The 23579-nt window shown below is 58.8% G+C and carries 21 protein-coding genes and 1 pseudogene; 9 read left to right on the forward strand and 13 right to left on the reverse strand.

Features of this window, described 5'->3' with window-relative positions; all coding sequences use genetic code 11:
- Positions 1-1067 precede the first annotated feature (1067 nt).
- From MESCI_RS30660 to MESCI_RS30675, 4 genes are all read right to left on the reverse strand, one after another.
- The gene (locus MESCI_RS30660; RefSeq protein WP_013525094.1) at positions 1068-1343 is read right to left on the reverse strand and encodes a hypothetical protein; all 276 of its coding nucleotides are present in this window, start codon (positions 1341-1343) and stop codon (positions 1068-1070) included.
- A 313-nt stretch (positions 1344-1656) separates the two neighbouring features.
- Positions 1657-1908 carry a hypothetical protein gene (locus MESCI_RS30665; RefSeq protein ID WP_024504642.1) on the reverse strand — a complete coding sequence of 84 codons (252 nt, stop codon included), beginning with the start codon at positions 1906-1908 and terminating at the stop codon, positions 1657-1659.
- Positions 1909-2147: 239 nt separating this feature from the next.
- Complete coding sequence (locus MESCI_RS30670; protein ID WP_013525096.1) at positions 2148-2441, reverse strand: helix-turn-helix domain-containing protein; 294 nt, start codon at positions 2439-2441, stop codon at positions 2148-2150.
- A 996-nt stretch (positions 2442-3437) separates the two neighbouring features.
- Complete coding sequence (locus MESCI_RS30675) at positions 3438-4367, reverse strand: NAD(P)/FAD-dependent oxidoreductase (protein WP_224673150.1); 930 nt, start codon at positions 4365-4367, stop codon at positions 3438-3440.
- A gap of 1141 nt (positions 4368-5508) precedes the next feature.
- Here MESCI_RS30675 and MESCI_RS30680 point away from each other — a divergent pair.
- The gene (locus MESCI_RS30680; protein ID WP_013525100.1) at positions 5509-7281 is read left to right on the forward strand and encodes an SLC13 family permease; all 1773 of its coding nucleotides are present in this window, start codon (positions 5509-5511) and stop codon (positions 7279-7281) included.
- 500 nt (positions 7282-7781) lie between these two features.
- Here MESCI_RS30680 and MESCI_RS30685 read toward each other — a convergent pair whose 3' ends face one another.
- The 3 genes from MESCI_RS30685 to MESCI_RS30695 form a co-directional block, all read right to left on the reverse strand.
- Positions 7782-8378 carry a hypothetical protein gene (locus MESCI_RS30685; protein ID WP_013525101.1) on the reverse strand — a complete coding sequence of 199 codons (597 nt, stop codon included), beginning with the start codon at positions 8376-8378 and terminating at the stop codon, positions 7782-7784.
- 22 nt (positions 8379-8400) lie between these two features.
- Entirely contained in the window at positions 8401-9144 is a 744-nt protein-coding gene (locus tag MESCI_RS30690) for a DUF4142 domain-containing protein (protein WP_013525102.1), read from the reverse strand.
- Positions 9145-9946: 802 nt separating this feature from the next.
- Entirely contained in the window at positions 9947-10324 is a 378-nt protein-coding gene (locus MESCI_RS30695; RefSeq protein WP_013525103.1) for a low affinity iron permease family protein, read from the reverse strand.
- 475 nt (positions 10325-10799) lie between these two features.
- On the opposite strand from MESCI_RS30695, the gene MESCI_RS30700 reads away from it, so the two are divergent.
- Positions 10800-11099, forward strand: coding sequence for a DUF1236 domain-containing protein (locus tag MESCI_RS30700; protein ID WP_013525105.1), 300 nt, complete (start codon positions 10800-10802; stop codon positions 11097-11099).
- Between the two features lie 113 nt (positions 11100-11212).
- Here the strand turns inward: MESCI_RS30700 and MESCI_RS30705 are convergent, their stop codons facing one another.
- Together MESCI_RS30705 and MESCI_RS30710 are read right to left on the reverse strand one after the other, a co-directional pair.
- Positions 11213-11530: an ArsR/SmtB family transcription factor gene (locus MESCI_RS30705; RefSeq protein ID WP_050596224.1), complete on the reverse strand. Its 318-nt coding sequence runs from the start codon at positions 11528-11530 to the stop codon at positions 11213-11215.
- Between the two features lie 399 nt (positions 11531-11929).
- Positions 11930-12199, reverse strand: a pseudogene (locus MESCI_RS30710) (amino acid synthesis family protein); the annotation flags it as partial.
- 61 nt (positions 12200-12260) lie between these two features.
- Here MESCI_RS30710 and MESCI_RS32395 point away from each other — a divergent pair.
- On the forward strand, positions 12261-12425 hold the full coding sequence (locus tag MESCI_RS32395; RefSeq protein WP_164752019.1) for a hypothetical protein: 165 nt from the start codon (positions 12261-12263) through the stop codon (positions 12423-12425).
- A gap of 512 nt (positions 12426-12937) precedes the next feature.
- On the opposite strand, the gene MESCI_RS30715 is transcribed toward MESCI_RS32395, so the two are convergent.
- Positions 12938-13447, reverse strand: coding sequence for a ferritin-like domain-containing protein (locus MESCI_RS30715; RefSeq protein ID WP_013525107.1), 510 nt, complete (start codon positions 13445-13447; stop codon positions 12938-12940).
- Between the two features lie 714 nt (positions 13448-14161).
- Here MESCI_RS30715 and MESCI_RS30720 point away from each other — a divergent pair.
- From MESCI_RS30720 to MESCI_RS30745, 6 genes are all read left to right on the forward strand, one after another.
- Positions 14162-14407, forward strand: coding sequence for a hypothetical protein (locus tag MESCI_RS30720; protein WP_013525108.1), 246 nt, complete (start codon positions 14162-14164; stop codon positions 14405-14407).
- Between the two features lie 233 nt (positions 14408-14640).
- Positions 14641-16038 (forward strand): cytochrome b6, encoded by a 1398-nt coding sequence (locus MESCI_RS30725; protein WP_013525109.1) that lies wholly within the window; start codon positions 14641-14643, stop codon positions 16036-16038.
- A 58-nt stretch (positions 16039-16096) separates the two neighbouring features.
- The gene (locus MESCI_RS30730; protein WP_013525110.1) at positions 16097-16699 is read left to right on the forward strand and encodes a DUF4142 domain-containing protein; all 603 of its coding nucleotides are present in this window, start codon (positions 16097-16099) and stop codon (positions 16697-16699) included.
- A 142-nt stretch (positions 16700-16841) separates the two neighbouring features.
- Positions 16842-17135 carry a DUF768 domain-containing protein gene (locus tag MESCI_RS30735; protein WP_013525111.1) on the forward strand — a complete coding sequence of 98 codons (294 nt, stop codon included), beginning with the start codon at positions 16842-16844 and terminating at the stop codon, positions 17133-17135.
- Positions 17136-17838: 703 nt separating this feature from the next.
- A complete protein-coding gene (locus MESCI_RS30740; RefSeq protein WP_013525113.1) occupies positions 17839-18039 on the forward strand; it encodes a hypothetical protein in 201 nt (66 codons plus the stop codon).
- A 9-nt stretch (positions 18040-18048) separates the two neighbouring features.
- Positions 18049-18270 carry a hypothetical protein gene (locus MESCI_RS30745; protein ID WP_013525114.1) on the forward strand — a complete coding sequence of 74 codons (222 nt, stop codon included), beginning with the start codon at positions 18049-18051 and terminating at the stop codon, positions 18268-18270.
- A gap of 144 nt (positions 18271-18414) precedes the next feature.
- On the opposite strand, the gene MESCI_RS30750 is transcribed toward MESCI_RS30745, so the two are convergent.
- The 3 genes from MESCI_RS30750 to MESCI_RS30760 all read right to left on the reverse strand — a co-directional run bounded on the left by MESCI_RS30750 (position 18415) and on the right by MESCI_RS30760 (position 23338).
- Positions 18415-19803, reverse strand: coding sequence for a phospholipase D-like domain-containing protein (locus MESCI_RS30750; RefSeq protein WP_013525115.1), 1389 nt, complete (start codon positions 19801-19803; stop codon positions 18415-18417).
- Positions 19748-20074, reverse strand: coding sequence for a low affinity iron permease family protein (locus MESCI_RS30755; RefSeq protein ID WP_013525116.1), 327 nt, complete (start codon positions 20072-20074; stop codon positions 19748-19750). Before MESCI_RS30755 ends, MESCI_RS30750 begins: the two co-directional genes overlap by 56 nt.
- Before the next feature lie 111 nt (positions 20075-20185).
- Positions 20186-23338, reverse strand: a complete 3153-nt coding sequence (locus MESCI_RS30760) for a GAF domain-containing protein (RefSeq protein WP_013525117.1) — start codon at positions 23336-23338, stop codon at positions 20186-20188.
- Positions 23339-23579 lie beyond the last annotated feature (241 nt).

Consider the following 23579-nt stretch of genomic DNA (forward strand, 5'->3'; position numbering starts at 1 on the left):
CAAAGCAAGACCCGTCATTGCTGATCAATGACGGGTCTTCGCTGTGCATCGATCGATTGACCAACATCCCGAAGCTCAGCGCCGCGCCCCGTCCTTCGCACAGAGCGTTGGCGTCACACGCCTGTCATGGGACGAGCTTATTCGCTGAAGAACCGGCCTGCGGCCAGCGACCTGCGTTTTTAGGATGGCTCGACGCCGAGGTCGGTCCGCTCCTGCCTACCTGGCTGCCGTTGCCGGTCGGAGGGCGGGAGAGGAATGACCTCCTGCTCACTGCGCCCGGCAGCTTCGCCGAGTTTGTATGCCGCATATAAGGCGCCGATTCTGACTAGCCAACGGATCATCGCGATCTCCTTTGGCGCCAGAACACAGCGGCTTTCGATATGTTCCACATGCTGGAAGCGCCACCCTCCGCATCGTGCAGAATGGCGAGTGCTACAGACCATCGCGGCATGCCGACGTTTGGCATGTCTATCAGTGTCGATGCTCTCATCAACGCCTCGGCAATCTTTATCATTTCATCTCGGCCATCGTAATCTGTGCGCCGCGGCAAGGTGCTTGCAGCGGATGAAGGCCGCTCGATCATGTGGCGGCCGCTACGGGACGCCGTCCTAAACGTGAAGCCAGGCTCAAACGAACCTCCTCGGTTTTATGAACCAAAGCTCTGCCGTCGTCGCTGTCATGCAACGAGATGGTCAGAAAACGAGTGATCGAACCAAGCATCAGCCGGACGTGCTGGCAGGCGAACACTCTTCCGCTGCCTCGTCGGTTACCCTTCCCGTCCCGGTGGAGCGTCACTGGCCTTGTCGTTGCCTTGTAAGCTGGGGCACTCGCGCGGCCTCGTTGTCCCTCGCTGCGAGACTGTCGTCAGACGCTTGGTATATCTGTCGAACAATTCCACCTTTTCTGGATAGGTAAGGCGGTGTAAACGCTGGCAACCTTCGCACCGATAGTGGGCGGCAGCGATGAACCAACGCCCCGGTTTGATGAAAGCCGTTCCGCATGCCGGACATTCGAGCGTCATCTCAATCGAAGACAGTGTCTGGGGGAGCGGCATCAGGTCCCGTGGCTCAAACCGCCGCCGCCAGAAGCAGCGTTATACCCACGACCGTCGACCCACAGATCGTCGCTAGAAGCACAATCGGCCGCGGATACTCGGTGGGTGCTGCGCTGGTGAGGTCGGAACCTCGAAATCTCACGGCGCTGGGCGACTGGACGTCGGCAGCGGTAGACTTGTCATTGCACGCTAGCACAGAAAGACGCTGGGCGATATCGGCGGCGATGAGAGGATCGTCCGACACCAACTTCGACCAGTCCGAAACAGTGCCGATTTCGTGATGCAACATCGTTCCCTCCCAGGTGATCGCACAACTGCGAGATCTGACCTTTGTTCCTTTGATTTTTGCGAGGGGGGAAGTCGCGCCCGCTGCCTCGATGGACGGCGGGTCACATGCGACTGATCGCTATTTCCGGGGCTCCGGGAACTTGATTATCGTCGCGCTGTCTTCCGGCTCCAGCGGCTCGTGGCCAGGCCGTTCGTGCCACATGACTTGCCGCAAATCGGTCTGATCGACTTTCTGGCCGCAAGATGGACACGCGTAGAAGCGGTCCTTTTCGCGAATGCAATTACCCCCGTTGCGGGGGATGCGAGGTCCAAGGTCAGACAGTTTTGTCATGGCGACGAAAATCACCGCCGGAGGAAAAAGTTCCCGCCATTTCAGCAAAAACCAACGGAACACTCTTTGGCGCCCGAGGTTCGATGAGCTGAAAGCATCGTGACTGCATGGACGCTTCCGCCAGCCCATCGACAGCCTCTATGGCACGATCCACGATGCCATCTCCACTACGATCCTGGTTTGACCGGATGATGCTCGCGGCCGCAGGTTCCTCGACGATTGGATCGCGAGCCATCTGCCGTTTCCAGAACCGGCTCCCCCCATGGCTGCCAGCGACCTTGCGGACCAGCCGCCGGTGATGCCGGTACCAAGCCTGACGAGGTCAATGAAGAAGTCAGGAGCGTATCCGAAGTAATGTTCAAACGATGCATACAGCAACGACGCCTCACCGGCTTGACCGGTTTCTTGGCTCGCCCCTTTAGGTGGGCCGTGGGTCAAGTGGATTGCTAATACGAGGCTCAAGGACCTTTATCGTTATGCTTGTCTCTGCCGGCTGCGCCACATTCTATTGGTGGTGGAGAGACTGCTATGCCCTTCAGGGCGGGCTAGCGATGGAGCGCCTTCGAAGGTGAAAGCAATTCCCGCGTCCTCAAACGCCTGACGCATGGCCGCGATCTTGTGGGGACGCGGATTTCGAATACCGTTCTCAAAATCTCTGATCGTCATTTCGCTAACGCTCGCTTTTGCGGCAAGCCGTACTCGCGGCCAGTTCAGCAGGGCGCGTGCTGCTCTCGATTGAGCTGGTGAAAGTTGGGTTCGGTTGTCCATAGGATTTGAACATTCGATACGTCTAAAATGTTCCTTCGATCTATGCGACGATCGAAGGATCGAGCAATTCCCGTCGCGGGGGACGTCACGAGCGATGTCTCAGCAATGCATGCGACAGGCAATAGGCGGGCACCGGGACGGGGGGCAAGCAGTGGGCGCCTGAAGCGAGCGCTGCGGGTTGGCGGGCGTCCGCCGCTATCGCAACCAACCCTGTTGCGGCTCGTTGACCTATGCTGGTTGGTCCCAGCACACTCCAGAACCTGCCCGCCACTTCGCGGTGGCGGGCTTTTTGTGAATCAGCGGAACCTGATATGTCGCGGCAGGTTGGAAAAGCGGCAGCGTCCCCCGCTGCCGGTCGAGGTCCCCAAGCCTCGTCCGGGTCCGCCTCTACCCGCAAGTGGGGCGGACCCACTAAATATGTTGCGGATCAAGGCGACCTGGTTTCCGAAAGCCGTTATTACTGGTCGTTGACGGGCGTTCAAGCTGGCGCTGCTACACACCTCCTGGCAAGCACTCTATCTTGTCTGGGCCCGACTAAAGCCCGACATGGAATCGCAAAGGTCTGACCTGTGAAACAATGAAGCCTTTTCCACATTTGGAAATGTGACCGTCGATCATCGTCCCTTCATCGTCGGTTGGTTGATACCCGCCACGGCTCGCTTGGCGTGGCGGGTACTCATTCATGGAGAGCGTATGCAGCCTGGTGAGATCATCGCGAATGTGTTTGCAGCGGGGTTGGTAAGCGTCCTGGTAGCAGTCGTTTTCCTGATTTTCGGGAACCCGCTCTGGCCTGAACGACACGTCCGGATGGTCATCATCCCGCCTGTCCATAGAATGACAACCACCGCTATCAAAAATGCCTGGCCAAACCTGCCGGACAAAATTGATTTGAACGTTTCGCGCCCGAGGCCGGCCACCGATGAGCGGATCTGAAGCGTCCTTCGAAGCGCACTGACCTGGAGCGCTATGGCGCGCGCCCTGTGCTAGGGTGGCCGGTCAGCTTTCCGGTCTAGACTGAAGTGCATTGTGGATATGTGTTGCTGCGGTGGCGGCATGGCCAAACGCAACGGCAATTTGATTGAGGCCCTCAGCCACGTCTCCAATGGCATAGAGACCCGCAGTCGACGTTTCGAGGTGTCGGCTGACCAGAACATATCCTTGCGCGTCACACTCTGCACCGAGTGCGACGGCAAGTTCAGAGCGCACATCAGACCCCATTGCGGGGTACACCACATCCAATTCCCGCATTGGCGCACCGTCGGCCATGACAACGCCGAACCCGGTTGCTCGAGCAACAAGATCCTCGACGGTGTCCCAGATTTCGATGCCGCCTGCCGAGGCCATGCCGCGGGCGGCATCGGAAATATCCTCCGGATAGTTGGCAAGCAAGGTAACCTGACCGCTGTACTCCTTCAAAAACAGGGCTTCCTTGAGCGCCAGATGCTCTGGGCCGACGACGCCGATGCGCTTGCCCACGGCCTCATAGGCGTCGCAGACCGGACACAGTCGGACGGTGCCGGCCGCGACGGCCTCCTCCAGCCCTTCTATTGCCGGGGCCTTGTCCACGATCCCGGTTGCAAGAACCACGCGCCTTGCTCGGATGGTCCCGAAGGTGGTCGTCAGCACAAAGGTCCCGTCGCGCTTCTTGGCGCCCGCTACACGACCGTCCACTACGCCTGCACCGTATCTCTGTGCCTGGGCTTTGAGACGGCCGAGCAACTCTGACCCGCCTACGCCGTCCGGGAAGCCAGGACAGTTATGCGATTTTGGAATGAGCTTGGCTCGTGCGTCGCCAGCGTCGACCACGATCACCGAATGCAGGAATCTGGCCAGATACATGCCTGCCGCAAGTCCTGCGGGGCCGCCGCCGACAATAGCCACGTCGAATTCATGACCGGGGGAAGAAATTGGCATTTCGCCCAACATTGCAAACAGGATCTTGTTCCCTGCTTTGGCAGAGGGGATGAGCGACGGTCAGGCCTCCAAACGTGATTTACGCGGCAACTCGTCGAGGTCCCTTTCACCGGGCGATGGCGCGCGCCTCAATCTGATTTGCGCAGTCTTCGCCATCAAGCGATTCCAGCTTCTGCAAATCAGGCTTCAATTCGAGGTGCCCGAAAATGCCGACATGGCATTTCACAGGCCAACTTGTTAGACCTGCGACCGTGCGCATTTCCCAAGCCGACGCGATTCGAATCGGATCGACCTGCCGGGAAAACCCACCTGATAGCCCCGTCCTTCCGATCCGGAGGGCGCAATGCCGATCGTCTGAAGGGCCGCTCAAATTTACTGACCCAGTCGAGGTGCAGACTATCATAGTTGATTGTTGCTGCCGGTGACCTCGCGTAATCAAAGGCTCACGAGGCTTTCCAACAGAGGACGGTATGTTGTATCCAGGTCGATTTTTGGAACCGAGCGATATTGTGATGCTTGCCCGTGTTTGTGCGACGGTCTGCGAACAGCGCGGCGTACCTGTTGCTTCGTGGGCCGGAGAACGGACAGCTGCGCACGTACTCAGGCTGTTTCTGAACGGCTTGACTGGGGAGAATGAGCTGATCGATGCTGAGAAGAACTGGGCTCGCGGGAGTGATCTGGCTTTCGAGGGGGCTCCTGTCAGCTACGAAAACAAAAGAGAGGCCGCGTGATTCAAGCTTCCTGAGAATCGAATGTAGCCAAGAAAACTGCTCGCCCACGGGTCAGGCACCAGAGGCACCTCCCTGCATATCGGGGGTGTTGCTGTGGCACTTCAGGTGAGAAAAAGATCTCCGCACGCCGCCCGATCCGTGGTCTCCGGGCGGTTTTCCAGGTGGACTCGACATGAGGCAAGCGCATCCTTTTTGATCCCGGCTCGGCCTTCCTGGTTTGGGGCTGAAGCGTCGGATTGGTCAGAGCACATCGATGTCTGTCAAAGTCCGAAGACCGCTTCGTAAAATCCGTTTCTAAACGCTGCCGATCCGCTCCTGGCCCAACGCCGCCGGACCGCTTTGCGCCCCGCAATGAGCGAAGCAACAAAAGGGGCGGTTTGGGGTTTCTCATTAGTCGCACTGGCGCCGGGGCCTTCGAAGACATGACTACGCCGCAAATTTTGTCGTTTGCCGTAACCTTCGTGATGATGGCAGCGTTCGTGTGGGGTCGCTATCGATATGATCTGGTCGCGGCTGTGGCACTGTTGCTTGCTCTCGCGGTTGGCATTGTGCCTTTTGACGAAGCCTTCAGCGGGTTCAGCGACGATATCGTGGTTATTGTCGGCAGTGCTCTGCTGGTGAGCGCAGGGATAGCACGCTCGGGAATCATGGAGGCAGCGATCAAGCGCTTTGCTCCGAAATTATCGGGAGTTCGGTCGCAACTGGCGCTGCTGGTGATCGTGGTCACGATCCTCTCTGCCTTTGTAAAGAATATCGGGGCGCTCGCTATCATGATTCCGATCGCCTTCCAGTTCGCGCGCCGGTCTAACATTTCACCCTCGATATTCCTGATGCCCATGGCATTCGGGTCGCTGCTCGGCGGACTAATGACGCAGGTGGGAACATCACCCAACATCGTAGTGTCCCGAGTGCGAGAGGAGCTGATCGGAACCGCCTTCACAATGTTCGACTTCACACCTGTTGGAGCTGCCATAGCCGCTGCCGGAACGATCTTCCTGCTGTTTTTCTATTGGTTGTTGCCGGTGCGCGAAAAGCTTGGCGGGTCGCTGAATGAAGCCCTCGACATCAAGAATTACCTTACAGAGGCTCGAATTGTCGCCGACTCCACGGTGCTCGGGAAAACCGTCGCAGACCTCATGAAGCTCGCCGGCGGCGATGCAATCGTGACGTCGATCCTGCGCAATCGCACGATGCGGATGACGCCACTGCCCGACGTGGTCCTCAAGGTGGATGACATCCTGTTGCTCGAGGGCGACCCAGAAGCGCTGGATCGCCTTGTCTCCCAGGGCAGGCTCAGCGTGACCGGGGATAGGGGCGGTGGTGACGACACCACCAACGAAATGGTCGCTATCGAAGCCGTAATCGGTGAAAGCTCCTCTTTGATCGGCTGGACCGCCCAGCGCCTTGCCCTTTACGATCGCTTCAATGTCAACCTCCTGGCCGTCAGCCGTCGTGGGGAGCGCCTCGACCGCAGGCTGGCCGCAGTCGAGCTGAGGCTCGGGGACGTTGTCGTCTTGCGGGGCAGTGCAGCGAGGATGCCCGAGATACTTCGTGAACTCGGCTGCTTACCGCTGGCAGAAAGGGCTATCCTTCTTGGCAGCGTCCGCAAGGGTATCGTGCCGGTAGTGGTCCTTGCTCTCGCCATGGTGGCGACGGCGTTTGGGCTGCTGCCAGTCTCCGTCGCTTTTTTCGCGGCCGCGGTCGCGATTGTGCTTTTCAAGGTCATTCCGCTCCGCGATGTTTACCAATCGCTCGATGGGCCTATCCTCGTCATGCTCGCCGTTCTCATTCCAGTGAGCGATTCACTACGCAGTACAGGAGCTACGGGAGTAGTTGCCGGCGAGCTTGCCAGACTGGGGACCCTCCTTCCGGCGTCCGGCGCACTGACGCTCATCCTTGTCGCCGCCATGGCCGTTACGCCATTCCTCAACAATGCCGCCACCGTCCTTGTCATGGCGCCTATCGCCGCCGAATTTGCTGGTGATCTGGGCTACAGGCCCGAACCGTTCTTGATGGCTGTCGCCATTGGCGCCGGCTGTGATTTTCTCACCCCGATCGGACACCAGTGCAACACGCTTGTCATGGGGCCGGGTGGCTACCGCTTCAGCGACTATCCGCGTCTGGGACTGCCCCTGTCTTTCCTCGTAGTCATTGTTGCTGTGCCGATGCTTATGATCGTCTGGCCAATGAACTGACATCCGATATTCGGATGTCTTCTTGGAAATCCCACACGACACCACATTCGTGAATGAGGTCGCCGCGCAAGCCTGACGCGGGCTGGCCAACCTGCGGTCAGTGTCGCCAGCAGTTCCCCTCTCGTCCCGCCCGCGGCAACAGAAACTGTGTTCCGGCCGCTCTATCGGGGCAAAGGGAAAGCCAGCAAACAAACCTTAGGCCATGGACTATACACCGCAGCGAGATTGTCAGGGGCTTGGCGGAGTATTGACGTCGTTTCTCACCTAGGAAAAGCCGGTTCACCTTCGTGATGACGACAGGCCGATAACTCTTTCTTCGAGAATACGAGGCCCTTTCGGGCTGCGATCAGCATCACAAGTCGTGTGTTGCTCAGCGGCAGGGCCCTGGTGAACTGCAAGTCGTCGCGACGACCATTCGACCTTGGTGCTACCTGAGATACCAGCGTTGCACATCGCGCAGGAAGGACGAGGGCGGCTGTTAGCCGCCCAGTCATTTCATCTCACACGTTGCGACGACCTCTGGCGCTTTCCAGGTCATCACCTGTGTAGACTTCATCCGTTGGATCGAAGCCGGTCCAACCGCCTGCTTCGTATTCGGTTCGCCGATGGGCTATGTCGACGGAATTATATTGCTTCAGTATCTGTTCCGCGTCGGGGACAAGGTCGTCTTCGACCCTGGCTATAACCATTGTTCCCCCGCGCCGAACGCCTTCGGCATAAACATGTGCGTCGCTTTCCGGCACACCGGACTCTGTCATCGCGCCGATGATGCCGCCAGCTGCGCCACCGACCACGGCACCGCCGACAGCGCCGACCGCAGTCGCTGCCAGCCAGCCCGCGGCAACCACGGGGCCGAGACCAGGTATGGCCATCAGGCCAAGGCCGGTGAGCAGGCCGCCGGCCCCGCCGACTACGGCGCCGACACCAGCCCCTGCTGCCGCATCCTCGCCAGCCTCCGACGCTTCGCCCGTAAGCCGGCCGCCCGAATTACCCGCCACGATGCTAATATCGTCGTGCGGAACGCCCGTGGCTTCAAGCTCGCCCACAGCGTCGCTTGCTTGATCATAATTGTCGAAGAGGCCTGTTACGGTTTTCATCTGATTTGTCCTTGGTTGGTGATCAATTCTTGCCGGCAACGACGTTGCCTTGAAAGTCGAGGGCGATGGGTGCTGCTTTGCCGTCCTTGCTCGCCGTTCCACGCCAGATGCCCTTGTCATCCTTCGTCAGGGCGGAGACGTCCGAGTAGCCCGCCTTCTCGATGGCGTTCTTGGCCTGGTCCTCGGTGAAGCTGTTGGCGCCAGGCACCGGTGCCACAGAATTTGTGGCGTCCGCATCGGACGCGGCTGGCGCGGAACTGTCGGGGGCAGGAGCGACAGCCGCGACCTTGCCAATCATCTCCTGATGCATCTTGAGTGTCGGCAACGTCTCGCTTGCAAACGACTTGAGAGCGGAATTGTCGCCTTCCTTGGCGTAGCTTTCAAACATGCTTACAGCATCGGCATGCGCCGTCTTCTGCATGTCGGCATAGGTTGCATCGACTGGCGCCGCAGCTGACTGCAACTTGTCGACTTCGTTCTTGTGGGCAGCGTCGAGGTCGGCGGGCACCTGCAATTTCTGTTCGCCGGCAATACTCTCGAGTTTGGCGTTCGCAGCACCGTGGTCGGAGATCATCTTCTGCGCGAAATCCTTAAGGGTCGGATCCTGGAGCTTGCTTTGAGCGACCTTGCTGGACTGCACTTCGAACATCCCGCCGATCGCGGCCTTCGTGACGAAGTCCTGGGCCGTCTCTGCTGACAAGGCAGGCAGTACAGCGGTCATTGCGGTCGCGATCGACAGCGATGCCATGCGTAGTTTGGTTCTCATGCTTAGGTTCCTTGTTGAGGAGGACGATGAACTCCAATCTCCCGGCGCCATCTTTGTTCCGGGCCTTGATAAATGTCGGATATTTTCGGGGCGCCATTCCCGCCGTCACGAGCTGGGCGGAGTGACACCGATCCCAGATTGTCCAGGAACCCCAGACCCATCGAAGAGTTGCCATTGCTCGCAGAGGGGACCTGATGGCGGAAAAAATCCAACGGTGAGTTTGGTATGCTTGCCGGCAAAGAGCCTGAAGCAGACGGGACGGCCGACCAGAAGATCACCACACGGCGGAAAGACGTCGGTAGCGCCACAGATTGCGCTTACCCAGGCATCCCGGCGGCGTCAGCAGGTCGACATGCGTGACCTTCGCCAAGTAAATTGCCGGCCAAGGCTCGTTTCTGAGGGTTAGCTTATGAAAGCCCGCCGCCCCATTTGCGAAGCGGCGGGCTTCATCCGCCCCAACTTGTCAATGCAACTTTGATGCCAAACCTTTTTGGCTCTTGATAGGACAGTGGCCCCTCCGACAGCGATCAAACAGACATCCAAAATGCCAGCAGCAGGGCGCATAAGGACGAGACGAGGGCAGCGGTGGCAAAAAACACGCCCTGCCAATCTGGCGGTGGCTCGGATATCAACTTGTCGGGGGGCGGCTGATTGTCATTCATGAAAGCAATTTGCGACGCCAAGTGTAGTTCCCCCTGATCCTTCAGGTTGTCGGCGGAAATGCTCGTCGCCTACCGAAGACCAAAAAAACTCAAAATCGCCAAGACGACGACCACCGCACCAACGAGCCAAATGAGATTGTTCATGATCTCTCTCCTGTTGCTTTCGAAAGTTCGCGCCTGGCAGCCCCGACTGTTCGGGACGCTTCTTCTTCGAGTTTTACAAGCTTCTCCCTGATCTCGTCCGGCTCGGCATGCTCCAATCCGACAACGTCGTTCCTGGTTTCGTTCAGTGAAACGATGATCTCGTCGAGTTTTGCGTGAATGGCGGCGGTATCGCGATAGCCTTGTAAAAGGACAACACCGGTGATCACGATGGCGGCAACCGACAGGGCATAGGTGACCGCATTTGTCAGTCCAAAAGGCACCAGGGCGGTGCACAAAACCATTGCCATGAGCATGACATAGAAGCCTGGCGGCCGAGATAGGAAGTCGGAGGCCGCGAAAAGGAACCGATTCATATGCTGGCCAAGGTCATCAAGGCGACCAGTGCGGTAATCGCCACACAAACAGGCACCGCCGCCAGCAGGCCTGCCTCTAAGATCCGACTCTCCTTGTCGCGCAACATCAGGTCACCTACTGCAGGTTAAAGATACAGGGGTTCGGCGTCGGAAGGGACGTTGCTGCGCCATCCACCACATGCCAGCTTAGAACGAGTGCCATCACGAGAAAGGGAACAGCCGCGAATAACCAGCGTGCTTGGTCCACACTTTATCCATCTGCATTCTTCCAAATTCGAGAGACAACAGCCGCGGAAGCCAAGCGTTCCAGCCGCTGCCGCTGACAGGACCAATGCGGTTTCCAGAACCAGACTTAGGTCCCAAGGGGACTAGACCTAAGTACCTAGGGCGGAACGTTTAGGGCGGCTCCATGTTCAACTTGCCGGGCGGCGCGGGACGATGATCGTGTTGCGCCCGTCCCTACAGGAGTGCAGATATGAACATGCTTCTAAAGAACACCGCAGCAGCGATGTTGCTATTGGCTGGGATCGGCTCAGCCGCCGCGGACGACATCATCATCCAGCCGGAACAGGACACCGTCATCCGCGAATATGTGAAGAAGCAGCCCCTGGCGTCGGTCAAGCTCCCCGGCGTGGAACTGAATGTCGGGACAGCCCTGCCGGAAACGGTTGAGATCCATGAGGTCCCCAACGTCAAATATCGCTACGTTGTGGTCGACAACCGCACGGTGCTGGTGGACCCGGGCACCCGGAAAATCATCAAGGTTTATGACTGAACGAACCATCCAACCCCGCCGCCATCGCTGGCGGCGGGGTCGAAGCTTACAAATCTCCACAATCCGGTGACGAGCCTTGAGTCCCGACATCGCAACCTTCCAAAGGTCCGGCTTCATGGATGATGGTCGCGGCCAGGCAGAGTTTTCCGCTCAACAAGCCAGTCCAGGAGCTCAAGGACTTTCAGGGCAAGATCTGTGCACGAGTAATACGCTTTATGGCGCTCCTGCCTCCGGGTGACCAGACCAGATTCTCGCATCATGCCGAGATGCTGGGAGAGTGCTGAGTTGCTAAGCCCCAATCGCGGCGCCAGATCAGAAACGGACATTTCTCCGTCAGCAAGAATCATTAGAGCGAGAAGGCGCTTTTCATTAGCCATGGCAGCGAGCAGCTCGGCGGATGGCGCATAAATGCTGGGCTTTTCGGGATTCATGATGTTGCCCTCGCTCACGCGTCGAGCGCGCCTTGCGCCGGCCTCCCTTAACGGCAGCGGCGGGCGCCCCAATGAGGATGTGCCGGGAACGTCGCGTGCCCGGCGCGCTAGAACTATTAGCGTGGTGTATGTTCCATCAGAAGGGCGTCGCTGTCTCACGGCCAGCCTCGGCGGCTAAGCGCCTTAGCTCCTGGATCGGCCTTTCTTCGAAGCCTGGGGACCCTTGGCTTCGGCAGCAAGGCGTTGTTCTCGAAGTCGCGCAGTTTTCAAATAACGCGCCTCTCTCTCGGCCGCGTTAGCAACTTTTGCCTCGCGGTCTGCGCGCTCCAATCGGTCTTTGTCGACGCTTCGCTGGGACACTTTTGCCTCCTACCAGAAGACCGTTGAATTTACTGTTCGCTAAATTGTTCCCGTCAATCGGCGACTGCCTTCCTGACGCATGCCGACCCAGCCGCCGTCCGCAGCACCGATGGCCACGACGATCTCGTCGGCAGCCGGGCCGTCGGCGATCTGAAAATTGGCGGTGATGAAGTGTGAGCGGCGACCGTTCTCGCTCTTGTGCATCATCTGAAGCGACAGCAGCGCGCCAGGCGCGCTGCGTGTGTTGCAGAATTCGAGATAGGTCGTGCCGCCCACGAGGTGAAGGAAATTGCTTCTCGCCTCATTAACATGGGCTAATGCGAGAGACCCTCCGAGAGGGTAATGGAGAGCTTAGCGAAAGGGCTGAACGATGACGATAGTCGAACTGGCTTTCGATTTGCTTGCGAAGAAGCTCGCCGCCCGCACCGGCATTTCCAGCGAAGAAGCTAGTGACCTCGTCGCCACTATGGGAGCTGATTGGTCGTCACTCGTGCGAGCAGCAAGGGTAATGAAAAAATACTCCGGTGTTGCCTGACCCGCTCGGCCTGGAAGGACTTCCTCCTCGCATGAGGGCACAAACGACCAGCTTGATGGGACGAATCGTCAGGCCATAACGGAGGCCGCGTGGCATGCGCATTTCCCAGAACGCACTCGATCACCTGCCAAGAAAACATGGCGGTGCGGGTCGCCCCAAACTCCCGACACAACGCCCGACCGCTGCCGAATGTTTCGTGGCCCGGCCCGACGGAGGTTCTCACTTCAGTGGCCTAACGATGCTTCTTGCGACTGCGTCTTGACGCAAGATGCCGCTCTCTCAGTTCCTGTTTTCAATCGGAATGACGCTCCACGCCGCATGAGGAACTGCCGTCATCAGACCAGGTCGTTGGTTTGTCGTTGCCGCCCAAACAGGACGGTCACCCCCAAGACCGATACGAATATTACCTGGTCAAGGTAGTTGCTATGTGGGCCCGCGCCACGGCGGTCAGCGCGGGTCCGTACGCTGCGCTGACCGGCGCTCACTTATCGCCTGCGAGCCACGATCCTAGATCAGCGCTTGGCGTTGTCATTCTCCGAGTCGGCCCGCGCGAGGAACTGCTCGGCTGTCGCTGGAATATGGCTTTTCAACCAGTCCGCCATCGCAACTTCCTCACGCAGATTCTCTTCGCAGAGCTGGGCGACCTCTGCTTCGCCTAGCGATTTGGCGGCGGCGATCAGGATTGTGTAGGAGGCGATTTCCATGTGCTCGAACGTGTAGCTTGCAAGCGATCCCTTCATCACTTCGTCCCCGGCGAACACCCCACTGAGCGACTGCGCCATTGCCGTCAGCTTGCCGCCGGCATCCTTCAGTGTGGAAGATCCTTGTCCGATGCGGTCAAGACAGGTTTCCAGCCGAGCAGCCTGCTGTCTGGTCTCCTGGATGTGCTGGCGAATCCGCTCGCTGAGCTCAGGATAGTTCTCTATCCGGTTCAGTTGCCCATTCAACATGGTTTCGGCCTGCTCCTCCATGGCGTGAGCATCCCTGAGCCATTGGACAAGCCATTCGCGTGATTCTGACATTTCATACCTCCTTCATGGGTCGGCCAGAACTTTCAAAGGGAGATATTGTTCCTCATCGGTTGCTGCCGAGTCAGCCTGTATTGCAGGCTCCTCGAGGTAGGCGCTGCAAGCGGGCGCTTGGCACCAGGAGAGAGTGGCGGGCGACGGGCATGGTCGCGGTGTCGGCGTTGGCAAAACGCATTCCTGCAGAAATGACGAAGCTGCTGCCTGCCGCGGGTTCCGTGATGGATGATCTCAATGAAGCGTTTCGCGTCGGCTCGCATTCCAATACCCGCGCCGCGATGTGTCAGGCTGTGTCTTGCCCGAGCGCCTTGGCCGTTGCCATTCGTCTTGCAAAATCAGCCCATTGCCGGTGCGCCCCAGCGAGGCCTCCAGGTTCAACAACGGAGCTCATATCACGATGGAACGTCACGGCGTTTCGCAGGTTGGTATTGGGGTTTTCGCGCTAGGGAAAGAGCCATGACTTCTTCAGACAAGTCTTCAACTAACATATCACACCGCCCCGAGAAATCGAGCGGCAGGACCCCGTCAAAGCCGGCGACACCTTCACCGGCCCCAGAGAAAATATCCGGAGCAGGCCCTGCGGTCGCCGAGCATTCGAAAGACGCCAAGGCGCCCAGAGGCGGGCGTCAACCTGGGGCCTATGTCAAGGATTAGATAGCCGAGCTGGGTTGCGTTTGTCTGGCCAATGCAGGAAGCGACGAGGAGGTTTTTATGCAGATGATGGGAGTTGTCGTCAGCCGAGACCAGGCTCCGGTCGTGGAATTTCGGGGCGAGGGAGGCGAGTGTATTACAGTTACCCTGCAGGCCGGGCATACTCTTCCCGACGATGAACTCATTGCAAAGGCCAGGGCCATGATGGTTCAGGTCGCTCAGTTCGGGACGGACCAGATCAACAATGCGGCGATGTCTGACGGGTCGTCGGCCGATGGGGTGATACAATCCGGAATGTCGGGATAGATATCTTCGCTCGATGCAGGCCTGCTACAAGGCCACGAGTCGGTAGCGGACGTGCACTCATCAGCCAGAAGATGGCGAGAGCGGCACGCAGGCAAGGCACGCAGATCGCACCCTCCAAAGCAGCGACACCGGCGATCATCGAAAGCCGAGCGTGAGCGTTGGGGCTATCAAAGCTATGGAACAAAGCTGGCGCGCACTGGTTGGGGCCAAATTCAACGCTGTGGGGAGGGGATATGTCGCGCATCTTCAATCTTGGTTTGCCGGTCCTGCTTGGCGCTGCAACGTTCACGCTCAATGTTGCTTCGGACCCGCTGCCGCCGGATCTGACGTATCGACCATTGCCAAGCTTGCCTTTTTCTGCGGTCAAGGAAACTGACGAGGCGCAAAAGCCGGCTGTGACACAACGGCAACGCGGCCTGCTCGAGAGCCGTTACGATCTGGCCGACCGGCCGATGCCCGGCGTCATGATGTCGGGCGGGCGCAAGGCTGTACAAGAAGGCTCGCGAGTGAAACTGCCGGCAGGCGAAACCTGGAGCAGCCTGGCAGCGAAAACCCCTCAGGAAATTCGTGATCGTGGTCTGTTGCCGCAAGGCTTCCTACCGTTGCCGCACGTCAAGCAGGCCGCCGGAGGTCAGGTCTTTCCTGAAAGTGAGATTAGAGAGATCGGCGCTGATGAAGGACGCGATCTGCGCCGCTTCGACGTCGATTTCGATCTACCGGATCACCTTACCCCGGAGTTTCCACCTCCAATATTTCTGACCACGCACCCGGAGCTTGGAGATGTGTCGCGAGGGGATCTGCTGACGATACGCAACTTCTACGAATACATGAACGGCATCATCACGCCCGTGCAGATGGAAGGACTTCGTCTGCTGCTGACGCCATTTCCGCAGGAGGAATTCAACCAGACCGAGGACAGGAAGGTAGCGATGCAAAGCACGGGTGTCGCTTGCCTCGATTGCCATTCCAATTTCCACACCAACGGGGCGTTTCACCTCACCCCGGACGTGCGGCCGCAAGCCGAGCGCTTCCGGCTCGACACAACCAGCCTGCGCGGCTTGTTCAACCAGCAGATCCACGGATCCAAGCGCTCGCTGCGTTCCGTGGAAGACTTTACGGAGTTCGAACAGCGCACCGCCTATTTCAACGGCGATCACGTGAGCGCCACCCGCAAGGGCGTGAACCTGCCGGATCGGCCCAACCAGGTCGCGATGATGGCGCAGATGCAGAACATCATCGATTTTCCTCCGGCACCCAAGCTCGATCCCTTTGGACGACTTGACCCGGCTACCGCCAGTGCGCTGGAGATCAAGGGCGAGCAGGTGTTCATGGGAAAGGGCCGCTGCGGCGAATGTCATGTTCCAGCCCAGTCCTTCATGGACAACAATATGCACGACCTGAAGCTCGAGCGATTCTACAAAGTTGGTCAGACGTTCAACGACCAGGTTGCCATTCCAGATGGACCCATCAAGACCTTCACGTTGCGCGGGATCAAGGATTCTCCGCCCTATCTTCATGACGGCCGTCTGATGACGCTGGGCGATACCGTTGAGTTCTTCAACCTGGTGCTCGGAACGAAGCTCGACCAATCGGAAAAGGAAGCATTGGTGGCCTATTTGCTCACGCTCTAGACATCATCCGGGAAAAACCGTGGCCGACAATTAACTAGTATTGAATGGAGGACAGTTCATGCGTGCCGCCATAATGACAGTAGTCCTGGCAGTGTCGCCCTGCTGTGCGCTGGCGCAAATCGGCAATCCAGCCGGTCTTGCCCCCGATACCAGTATGGAGAAGCCTGGAGTTCCAGCACCGCACCAGACGAATTATCAGGATCGGCTTTTCGTACAGCTAATTACGGCAGGCGGTAGGGCCGAGATAGAGTTCGGGCGACTCGCGGCTGGAAAGACAAGCCACGAAGACCTCCGTGAATTTGCAAATCGGATGGTCGATGATCACAACAAGGCCAATGAGCAGCTGAAATCCGTGGCCGATAAAAGCAAGATTCCACTTCCCGAAGGGCTCGATCCAGATCACAAGAACATCCGTTCCGATCTCGAAAAGCTCGACGGCGCCGCGTTTGAGCTGGCGTACCTGAGGGCGCAGATCGTCGATCACCAAAGGACGGCGCAGCTCCTGGCTTGGGAGATAGGCTCGGGCGAGGATGCAGCGCTTCAGCGCTTCGCCTCCGAAAAGCTGCCGACGGTGCTTGAACATCTTGACCTGGCCCGCACGTTGCACGCGAAGCTGGCAGGCCAAGCCCTGTTCGCGCCGGATACGCAAAAGGCCAAATGAAGCGGCGGTCATGTGGCACCTGAAAGTTCAGCTGCCTTCCGTGAATGTCAGCGCACGCGCTTCTGTTCGTCTGATTGAGAAAGTGACGCCATGGCGGAACTTCGGATCGCCGCCGCGCTTAATCCGGTGGAGGAGTTATCCGATGAACGCGACCAAAGAGTTTTTTGAAAGCTGGCTGCAGGAGAATGTCGGCACTCTTGCCGGCCAAGAGGAAGTGAGCTTCGCCGTGCTGGCTCAGCAATTCGAGCAGGATGCCGAAGCGGCCGGTTATGGTCGCGAGGTGCGTGAGGACGAGCTCGGAAACATTGAAGATGCGATCGAGCAAGCGCTCAAGAAAGCGCGAACTGGCGTGCATGGTGACGCCGCTGGCGAACCCAGCGATGTGGCAGCCCTCATGGATGCGCTGGAGGTCGAAGATGCCAAAAGCGGGCCGTAGGCCATACCAGATCAGCTCTTTTCGTTTGTCGAAGTTGCCGGGGTAGCCCCATGGAGCAGTTTCGCAAGGACATGGCCGCCTTGGCAGAGCCGGCTTTCTGGGTGACGATAGGTTTGCTTCTGGTCCCTTATGCGCTTGGAACGGTGCTGCTCGTTTGGACCTGCGGCTGCCTGTAAGGTGCTACTGACACACCCCGGTGGTGGTTCAACGGCCCTAACGCCATACAATACCCAGCTAATGCGCTCGCGGGGGGATCCTGCGCTGCAGCAATGTCCGAACGATCTCGTCGCCAGGAAGTTCATCGTCGACACCAAGCTCCTTTGCTGCCGGTAATCGCACCGCCGCGGCTGACAGCTTTTGGGAGAGGGCCGCCGTGTGCAGGCGCCGACGCTATCTGCGCTCTCAAAGTTCCAGCTACGGCCCCCTGTCACGGTTCCCCGATCACGCGCCTGAAGCGCGTTTCCTTGCCTCGAAAATAGCCCAGCAGCTTGCGCGTTGCCTTGGAACACTTGTGTCATATCGAAGTTCGGCCCGCATAGGAGAACCGAGATGGCCATCCCACAAGCGGACAACGACAACCACCTGCGCATGAAGCCGGCTCATCGAGGCAAAATCTCGCCCAAGGGGGCGATACACCAGGTTAGAGCACGACCCAGGTACAAAATGGCTCTGCGGGCGACAAGAATTAAGGCGAGGCGCTGAGATGCCGCGGACCAATAATGACGCTCGCAACGAGAAGACCACATCAGCTGCAGCAATCATTGTCGACAAGGAACGTGCTGAGCGCGCCGCCAAGACGGCGCGGTTAAAGGAAGCGCGCCTCGCACAGGCCATCACGCCGTCTCCCATAGAACGCAAGCAGCGTGTCACCAAAAAGGTTCGCAGGATTTTTGTTGCTGGCTAGGAGGTGTCCGTGACGCGCAATCATGACAAGGAAAGATACGACCGCGCCAAACGCATCAGCCAAGAGACGCTGGACGCTGAACGCGCACAACGCGCCGAGAAGACGGCGCGGCTGAGACAAGCAAGGCTTGCACAGCGTCCGGTGGAGTCGTCGCCGGCGCAGCCGCAAACTCGCCGCAAACCCATCCAGGCTCTCAAAAAGAGAAGCCGTAAGGTGATCGAAGTCTTTTAGGCTCTCCACATCCGTGCGGAACACTGGGAGAGTCCAGCGGCGAGCGCGGCTGGGAGGGAGGGCTTCCGCGACCTGATCCAGCAAGGCTGCGAAATACCTGGCGAGCAATCGCGGGGACTTTGGATCTCCGCCTCCTCGCCATTATCAGAGCTGGGAGCGAAACCTGCTCGCAAAGTAGTCGGTGACCTTTTCGCTTAGCGGACGCGCTTGCCATTCTTCCAGACTGACCTGCCTTGATCGCTTCAGGTCCTCGTTGAAAACGTCTATTTGCGTCCGCGCGAATTCCAAGCCGTAGACGTTCAGACTGGCCTCATCGTTGAGGCGCAAGGATCGCTCATCCAGATTAGCCGAGCCAAAGCTCACCCAGGCATCGTCGACGATCAAAAGCTTGGGATGGTACATTGTGGGTTGAAACTCAAAGATGCGCACACCGGCCTTGAGCAATTCGCCCCAGAAAAAGCGCGAGCCCTTTCGCACCACAGGCACATCCGTGAGCCAATTGGGAACGATGACATCGACCGAGACGCCTCGCTTCCTTGCATCAAGAATCTGCTGCAGCGCGATGTCGTCCGGCACGAAGTAGGCCATGCCGATGCGCAGATGATCCTTGGCCGCGGCTATTGCCGCCAACATCATCAACTCCATGTTCTCCGAGCCGTTTGGCTGCGAAGAAAGTATCAACTGCGCATCGAGACCGCCAGCGGCCGCAACTGCAGGGTAGAACTTCCCGCCCTGCAATGTCTCGCCGGTCGTCTCAAGCCAGTTTTCGGCGAACGCCGCCTGGAATGCGGGCACGGCTGGTCCTTCGATCCGGTAATGCGTGTCGCGCCATTCATTTGAGTTGCGTGCGTTCCCGCGCCAATCATCGGCAATGCCGACCCCGCCAGTGAAAGCGATCCGGCCATCAACGATCAGCAGCTTGCGATGAGTTCGGTTGTTTACACGGTCCAACGTATACCAGCGTAGCGGCCGATAGCGTTCGAACCGCACACCTGCCGTCGTCATGATGCGGATCAGGTCCTCGTCGAAGGGAAGGCTGCCAACCCAGTCGACGTTCACGCGGACTTCCACGCCTTCGCGGGCCTTCGTCGCCAATGCGATCGCGAACTCGTAGCCGATGGCTCCTGACCAATAAATATACGTTTCCATGTTGACGCTGGATCGAGCCGCCCCGATTGCTTGCAGCATTGAGGGAAATATTTCGTCTCCGTTGACGAGAGTTTGGACCGCGTTGGAACCGAACATCTGCCCTTGCGAATAGCTGCTCATCGTCTTGGGAAATTGGGGATCCGTAGCGTCGAACCGGTGGGGGACGATAGATCGTAGAACGCGCGGCTGTGGAGTGAGGTTTATGATCAACACCGTGAGCAGGCTGCCGATGGCGGCAATGGCCAGATAGATGAGCACCTTTCGCCAAGGCGCAATGCGGGAGGTCTTCTTGCGGGCGCCTGACGCAACGGAACCGAAAGGCTGCACGTCAATCGCCCAGTTGCTGGCGATGGCGATGTTTTTCGATCTCCTCAGGCTCTTCATCGTCGATCCGGGTGATGTTTGAAGCCGCGTGATCTGACCGCAGGATCTCGTCCAGCTTGGCGTGGATCGCTTGAGTGTCGCGGTGCTCCGCGCGCTGGATGAACAGCGTCATCGCCCACGTGAACAATGTTGCGGCTCCATGCCAATCCAAGCTCTGTCGCTCGAAAATCATCCAAAGAATTGCGTAGGCCAACAAGACCAGGAACGCAGCGGGACGGGAAGTCAGTGTGCCGATTGTGGTAAGGGCGCTGGTGATCGGATGATTTGCCATTCCAGAGAACTCGCGGCAGTCCCCCCTGGTTCCAGCGAGACATCATACCGCCCCGCCGTGCCTGCAGTGGATTTGGGTCGGCCGCTTGAGTACATCGCCTCTGGCCGATCGTTACTTTCGATCGAGCACCTTTCGGACCTTCTCGGCCAGCTCGTCGATCGTGTAGGGTTTGGTCAAAAGCTCCGTTCCAAAATCGAGCGTGCCATTGTGAACAATCGCGTTTCGCGTGTAGCCGGTGGTGTAGAGCACCTTTAGTGACGGGTGCGATGTCCTGACCTTGTCCACCAGTTCGCGGCCTGACATTTCCGGCATGACCACATCGGTGAACAGAAGCGAAGGCACATGCCCGCTCTCCACGGCGGCAAGTGCATCTCGTGGCCCCGACATTTCCAGGACGGAATAGCCCAGTTCTCGCAGCGCTTCTGCGGCCATCAGGCGTACACGATCTTCATCCTCGACGATCATGATGACCTCGTCTGAATGTCCCGGATGCTCGCCCGCCAAGGCGGCGGCCGGGCTGTCGGGAATGCCGCCATGCGACCGCGGTAGATAGATCTTCAAGGTGGTTCCGACACCGAGTTCGGAATAGATCTTGACGCTGCCGCCGGACTGACGAACAAACCCATACACTTGGCTAAGTCCCAATCCGGTACCCTTGCCGACTCCCTTTGTGGTGAAGAACGGATCGAAGGCTCTTGCCAGCACGTCCGCAGTCATGCCCGTTCCGGAATCGGTGACCGCTATCATCACATACTGGCCCGAGGAGATCGCGTTTTCTCTCGCATACCGATCGTCAATATGGGCGTTAGACGTTTCAATCGTGAGCTTTCCGCCGCCGGGCATGGCATCGCGTGCGTTGACGCAAAGGTTGAGCAATGCGCTTTCCAATTGCCCTGCATCGGCCTCCACATGCCACAGCCCAGCGGCGAGCACCGTCTCGATTGCTATGGTCTCTCCAAGCGTTCGGCTCAGCAGTTCGCTCATGCCGGAGACGAGTCGATTAGGATTCAGGCGCGTCGGTGCCAAGGGCTGCTGGCGAGAGAAGGCAAGCAGCCGCTTGGTAAGTTCCGCAGCGCGTTGTGCCCCATCGATTGCACCGGTGACGAAGTGGTTCACGTTCGTGTCGCCGTTTCGGAGCTTGCGCTGCACGAGATTCAAACCGCCAATGATGACAGCCAGCATATTGTTGAAGTCGTGGGCGATGCCACCGGTAAGCTGTCCCACGGCCTCCATCTTCTGCGCCTGGCGCAGGTGCTCTTCTGCTCGGACGCGTTCGGCAACTTCCTCAGCCACACGCTGCTCAAGAGTGGCGTTGAGCGTCTGCAGCGCTTTGAACAGTCGGGAGTTGTCGATTGCCGTGGCGGCATGACCGGCCAGCCCCAGCAAGGCTGTCTCATGCTCTGCGGCAAAGACACCGCAACCGGAATGTCCGAAGAACAGCCCACCCAGCACTTCGCCCGATCGCGAAATGACCGGCACGGCAAGATAGGATCGCACGGGAAGATGGCCTTCCGGCATTCCCTTCCTCGGCGAATTTTTTCCATAGCGCACATCCATGAGGATATCATCGGAACGCACCACGCCCGTCCCGCGAAAAGTAGGCTCGAACACGGCCGTGTTGCGTGGCATGGGAAAATTTTCGAAAGCGGAGCGTGGCGCTCCCGACAGGGCGTAGAGCACATAGCTGTCCCCCGTGTCATCGAGGACATTGTAGAAAAAAGCTCCGAATTGCGCGCCTGACAGCGCGACGCCAGCGTCGGTGACAATCTGGACAATGCGCTCCACGTCCAGCTCGGCTGCCACGGCGGCGGCAGTCGCATTCATCATCTGAAGCTGGTTCTCCACCCGCTTTCGCGCGGTAATATCCATGACGGTGCCGATGAAACGCACCGCGCGTCCGGACCGGAAAAGAGATTCGCCCGTTGCAGCTATCCAACGCTCCTTTCCGTCGCGCAGCCCGATCGTCCGATATTCGATGTCGTAGCGGGAAGACTCGCCCGGCGCGAGCGCCCGGCGTACGGCCTCATCCGCCCGTTCACGGTCTTCTGGATGGAGACCGGCCAGGAACGCGCTCTCATATGTCACCTCCGCCTCAGGTGGCAGACCGAAGAGAGCTTTGCATCGGTCGTCCCAACGCAGCACCCTTGTGATGGGATCATAGTCCCACGTTCCGATAGCGGCTGCATCGGTCGCTAGCCTTAGCCGCTCCTCGCTCGCTCGGGCAGCCTGTTCCGAGCGGACGCGCTCGATGTGAGCCCATGACCGCTCTGTCACCTCCGCCAGCAAGGACAGTTCGCGCTGCGACCAGACGCGGCGCTGCGTGTCGTGAACGGCCATTAGCGCAGCCAGCCGGCCTTGCTTGACCAAGGGCATGCAGATCGTTGCCGTTATGCCGATATCCTGAAAGGTCTTTGCTTCCTCGGGCGCAATTTCCTCGAGATTGTTGTTGATGACGAGCGGCCGATTGGCGGTCAGATTGCCAACAGCGAGGCGACCGAAATCGGCAAGACTGTAGTATCCCCTGATGCTAGGCGAGCCAGGAGCGCTCCAGTCGCCGCGAATGGTGAAGTGGTCCTGGTCCGGCTCCATGTCAGCGTAGGCGCAAATCGAAACGCCTAGATGTTCGCCAAGTAGACGGGTGGTGACCTCCATGACAGCGTCGGCATCTGTCGCCGGGGATATCTCTCTGCCGAGGCGATCCAGAAAGGCCAGGCGCTCGGCATTTTCACGCAGGGCCTTCTCCGCACGAAGCCGTTCAATTGCGGTGCGCGTCCGGTCAGCCACTTCCGAAACCAGAGCAACCTCGGCCGGCGTCCAGTGTCTTGGCTCGGAGTGATTGAGGTACAATAACGCAACCAACCCGCCGCGCTCCGTAACCGGCATGTTGATGACGGATTGGGCGCTGATTGCTTTGAGAGCCTCGGCATGGTCGTGGGTTCGCGGGTCTGTCTCGGCATTCTCGAAGACGACCGTCTCGCCTCGTTTCAAATCATCGACATAGGAGCCGTAGTCCCTGAAGTTCAGAGTTCCGGCCAGACTTCGGATTCCCGGCGCGTTCCAGTCTCTGTCGATGACTATCGTTTCTTTCTCGAGATCGATCGTGCCATATCCGGCTCGACTGATGCCAAAATGCTTCCCAAGCAATTCCGCTGCCGCAAATGCCAGTTCGGCAGGATCATCGATCTCCCGAATCCTGTCACCCAACCCCGCCAGAAGCTGGAAGCGCTGCACTTCAGACGAACGTTCGCGTGACGTGACTCCCATTTCGCCCCCGGTTGGTCGGACTAGATAATGCCGTCAGTCGCGAAGAGTTCCAGGCGCCGGACAACAGGTCGGGGCTAGGCCGCCGACGCATTGCGAAGAAACTTGCGTCACGACAGCCAAGGACAACTCCATATGCGCCCTCAACGGGCGAACGACGCGCCGTGCATCATAGTTTAATGACACCTGCTGGGCTGTGCCGCATAAAGCCATTGTCAGCGGCTGTGTAACGGGCGCCGCTGCT

This window comes from Mesorhizobium ciceri biovar biserrulae WSM1271 (genome assembly GCF_000185905.1).
GTDB lineage: Bacteria > Pseudomonadota > Alphaproteobacteria > Rhizobiales > Rhizobiaceae > Mesorhizobium > Mesorhizobium ciceri.

Coding starts and splice junctions, on each gene's coding strand:
- MESCI_RS30660 (WP_013525094.1), bottom strand. CDS start 1,343: ATGTTGCATCACGAAATCGGCACTGTTTCGGACTGGTCGAAGTTGGTG.
- MESCI_RS30665 (WP_024504642.1), bottom strand. CDS start 1,908: ATGGCTCGCGATCCAATCGTCGAGGAACCTGCGGCCGCGAGCATCATC.
- MESCI_RS30670 (WP_013525096.1), bottom strand. CDS start 2,441: ATGGACAACCGAACCCAACTTTCACCAGCTCAATCGAGAGCAGCACGC.
- MESCI_RS30675 (WP_224673150.1), bottom strand. CDS start 4,367: ATGTTGGGCGAAATGCCAATTTCTTCCCCCGGTCATGAATTCGACGTG.
- MESCI_RS30680 (WP_013525100.1), top strand. CDS start 5,509: ATGACTACGCCGCAAATTTTGTCGTTTGCCGTAACCTTCGTGATGATG.
- MESCI_RS30685 (WP_013525101.1), bottom strand. CDS start 8,378: ATGAAAACCGTAACAGGCCTCTTCGACAATTATGATCAAGCAAGCGAC.
- MESCI_RS30690 (WP_013525102.1), bottom strand. CDS start 9,144: ATGAGAACCAAACTACGCATGGCATCGCTGTCGATCGCGACCGCAATG.
- MESCI_RS30695 (WP_013525103.1), bottom strand. CDS start 10,324: ATGAATCGGTTCCTTTTCGCGGCCTCCGACTTCCTATCTCGGCCGCCA.
- MESCI_RS30700 (WP_013525105.1), top strand. CDS start 10,800: ATGAACATGCTTCTAAAGAACACCGCAGCAGCGATGTTGCTATTGGCT.
- MESCI_RS30705 (WP_050596224.1), bottom strand. CDS start 11,530: ATGAATCCCGAAAAGCCCAGCATTTATGCGCCATCCGCCGAGCTGCTC.
- MESCI_RS32395 (WP_164752019.1), top strand. CDS start 12,261: ATGACGATAGTCGAACTGGCTTTCGATTTGCTTGCGAAGAAGCTCGCC.
- MESCI_RS30715 (WP_013525107.1), bottom strand. CDS start 13,447: ATGTCAGAATCACGCGAATGGCTTGTCCAATGGCTCAGGGATGCTCAC.
- MESCI_RS30720 (WP_013525108.1), top strand. CDS start 14,162: ATGCAGATGATGGGAGTTGTCGTCAGCCGAGACCAGGCTCCGGTCGTG.
- MESCI_RS30725 (WP_013525109.1), top strand. CDS start 14,641: ATGTCGCGCATCTTCAATCTTGGTTTGCCGGTCCTGCTTGGCGCTGCA.
- MESCI_RS30730 (WP_013525110.1), top strand. CDS start 16,097: ATGCGTGCCGCCATAATGACAGTAGTCCTGGCAGTGTCGCCCTGCTGT.
- MESCI_RS30735 (WP_013525111.1), top strand. CDS start 16,842: ATGAACGCGACCAAAGAGTTTTTTGAAAGCTGGCTGCAGGAGAATGTC.
- MESCI_RS30740 (WP_013525113.1), top strand. CDS start 17,839: ATGCCGCGGACCAATAATGACGCTCGCAACGAGAAGACCACATCAGCT.
- MESCI_RS30750 (WP_013525115.1), bottom strand. CDS start 19,803: ATGAAGAGCCTGAGGAGATCGAAAAACATCGCCATCGCCAGCAACTGG.
- MESCI_RS30755 (WP_013525116.1), bottom strand. CDS start 20,074: ATGGCAAATCATCCGATCACCAGCGCCCTTACCACAATCGGCACACTG.
- MESCI_RS30760 (WP_013525117.1), bottom strand. CDS start 23,338: ATGGGAGTCACGTCACGCGAACGTTCGTCTGAAGTGCAGCGCTTCCAG.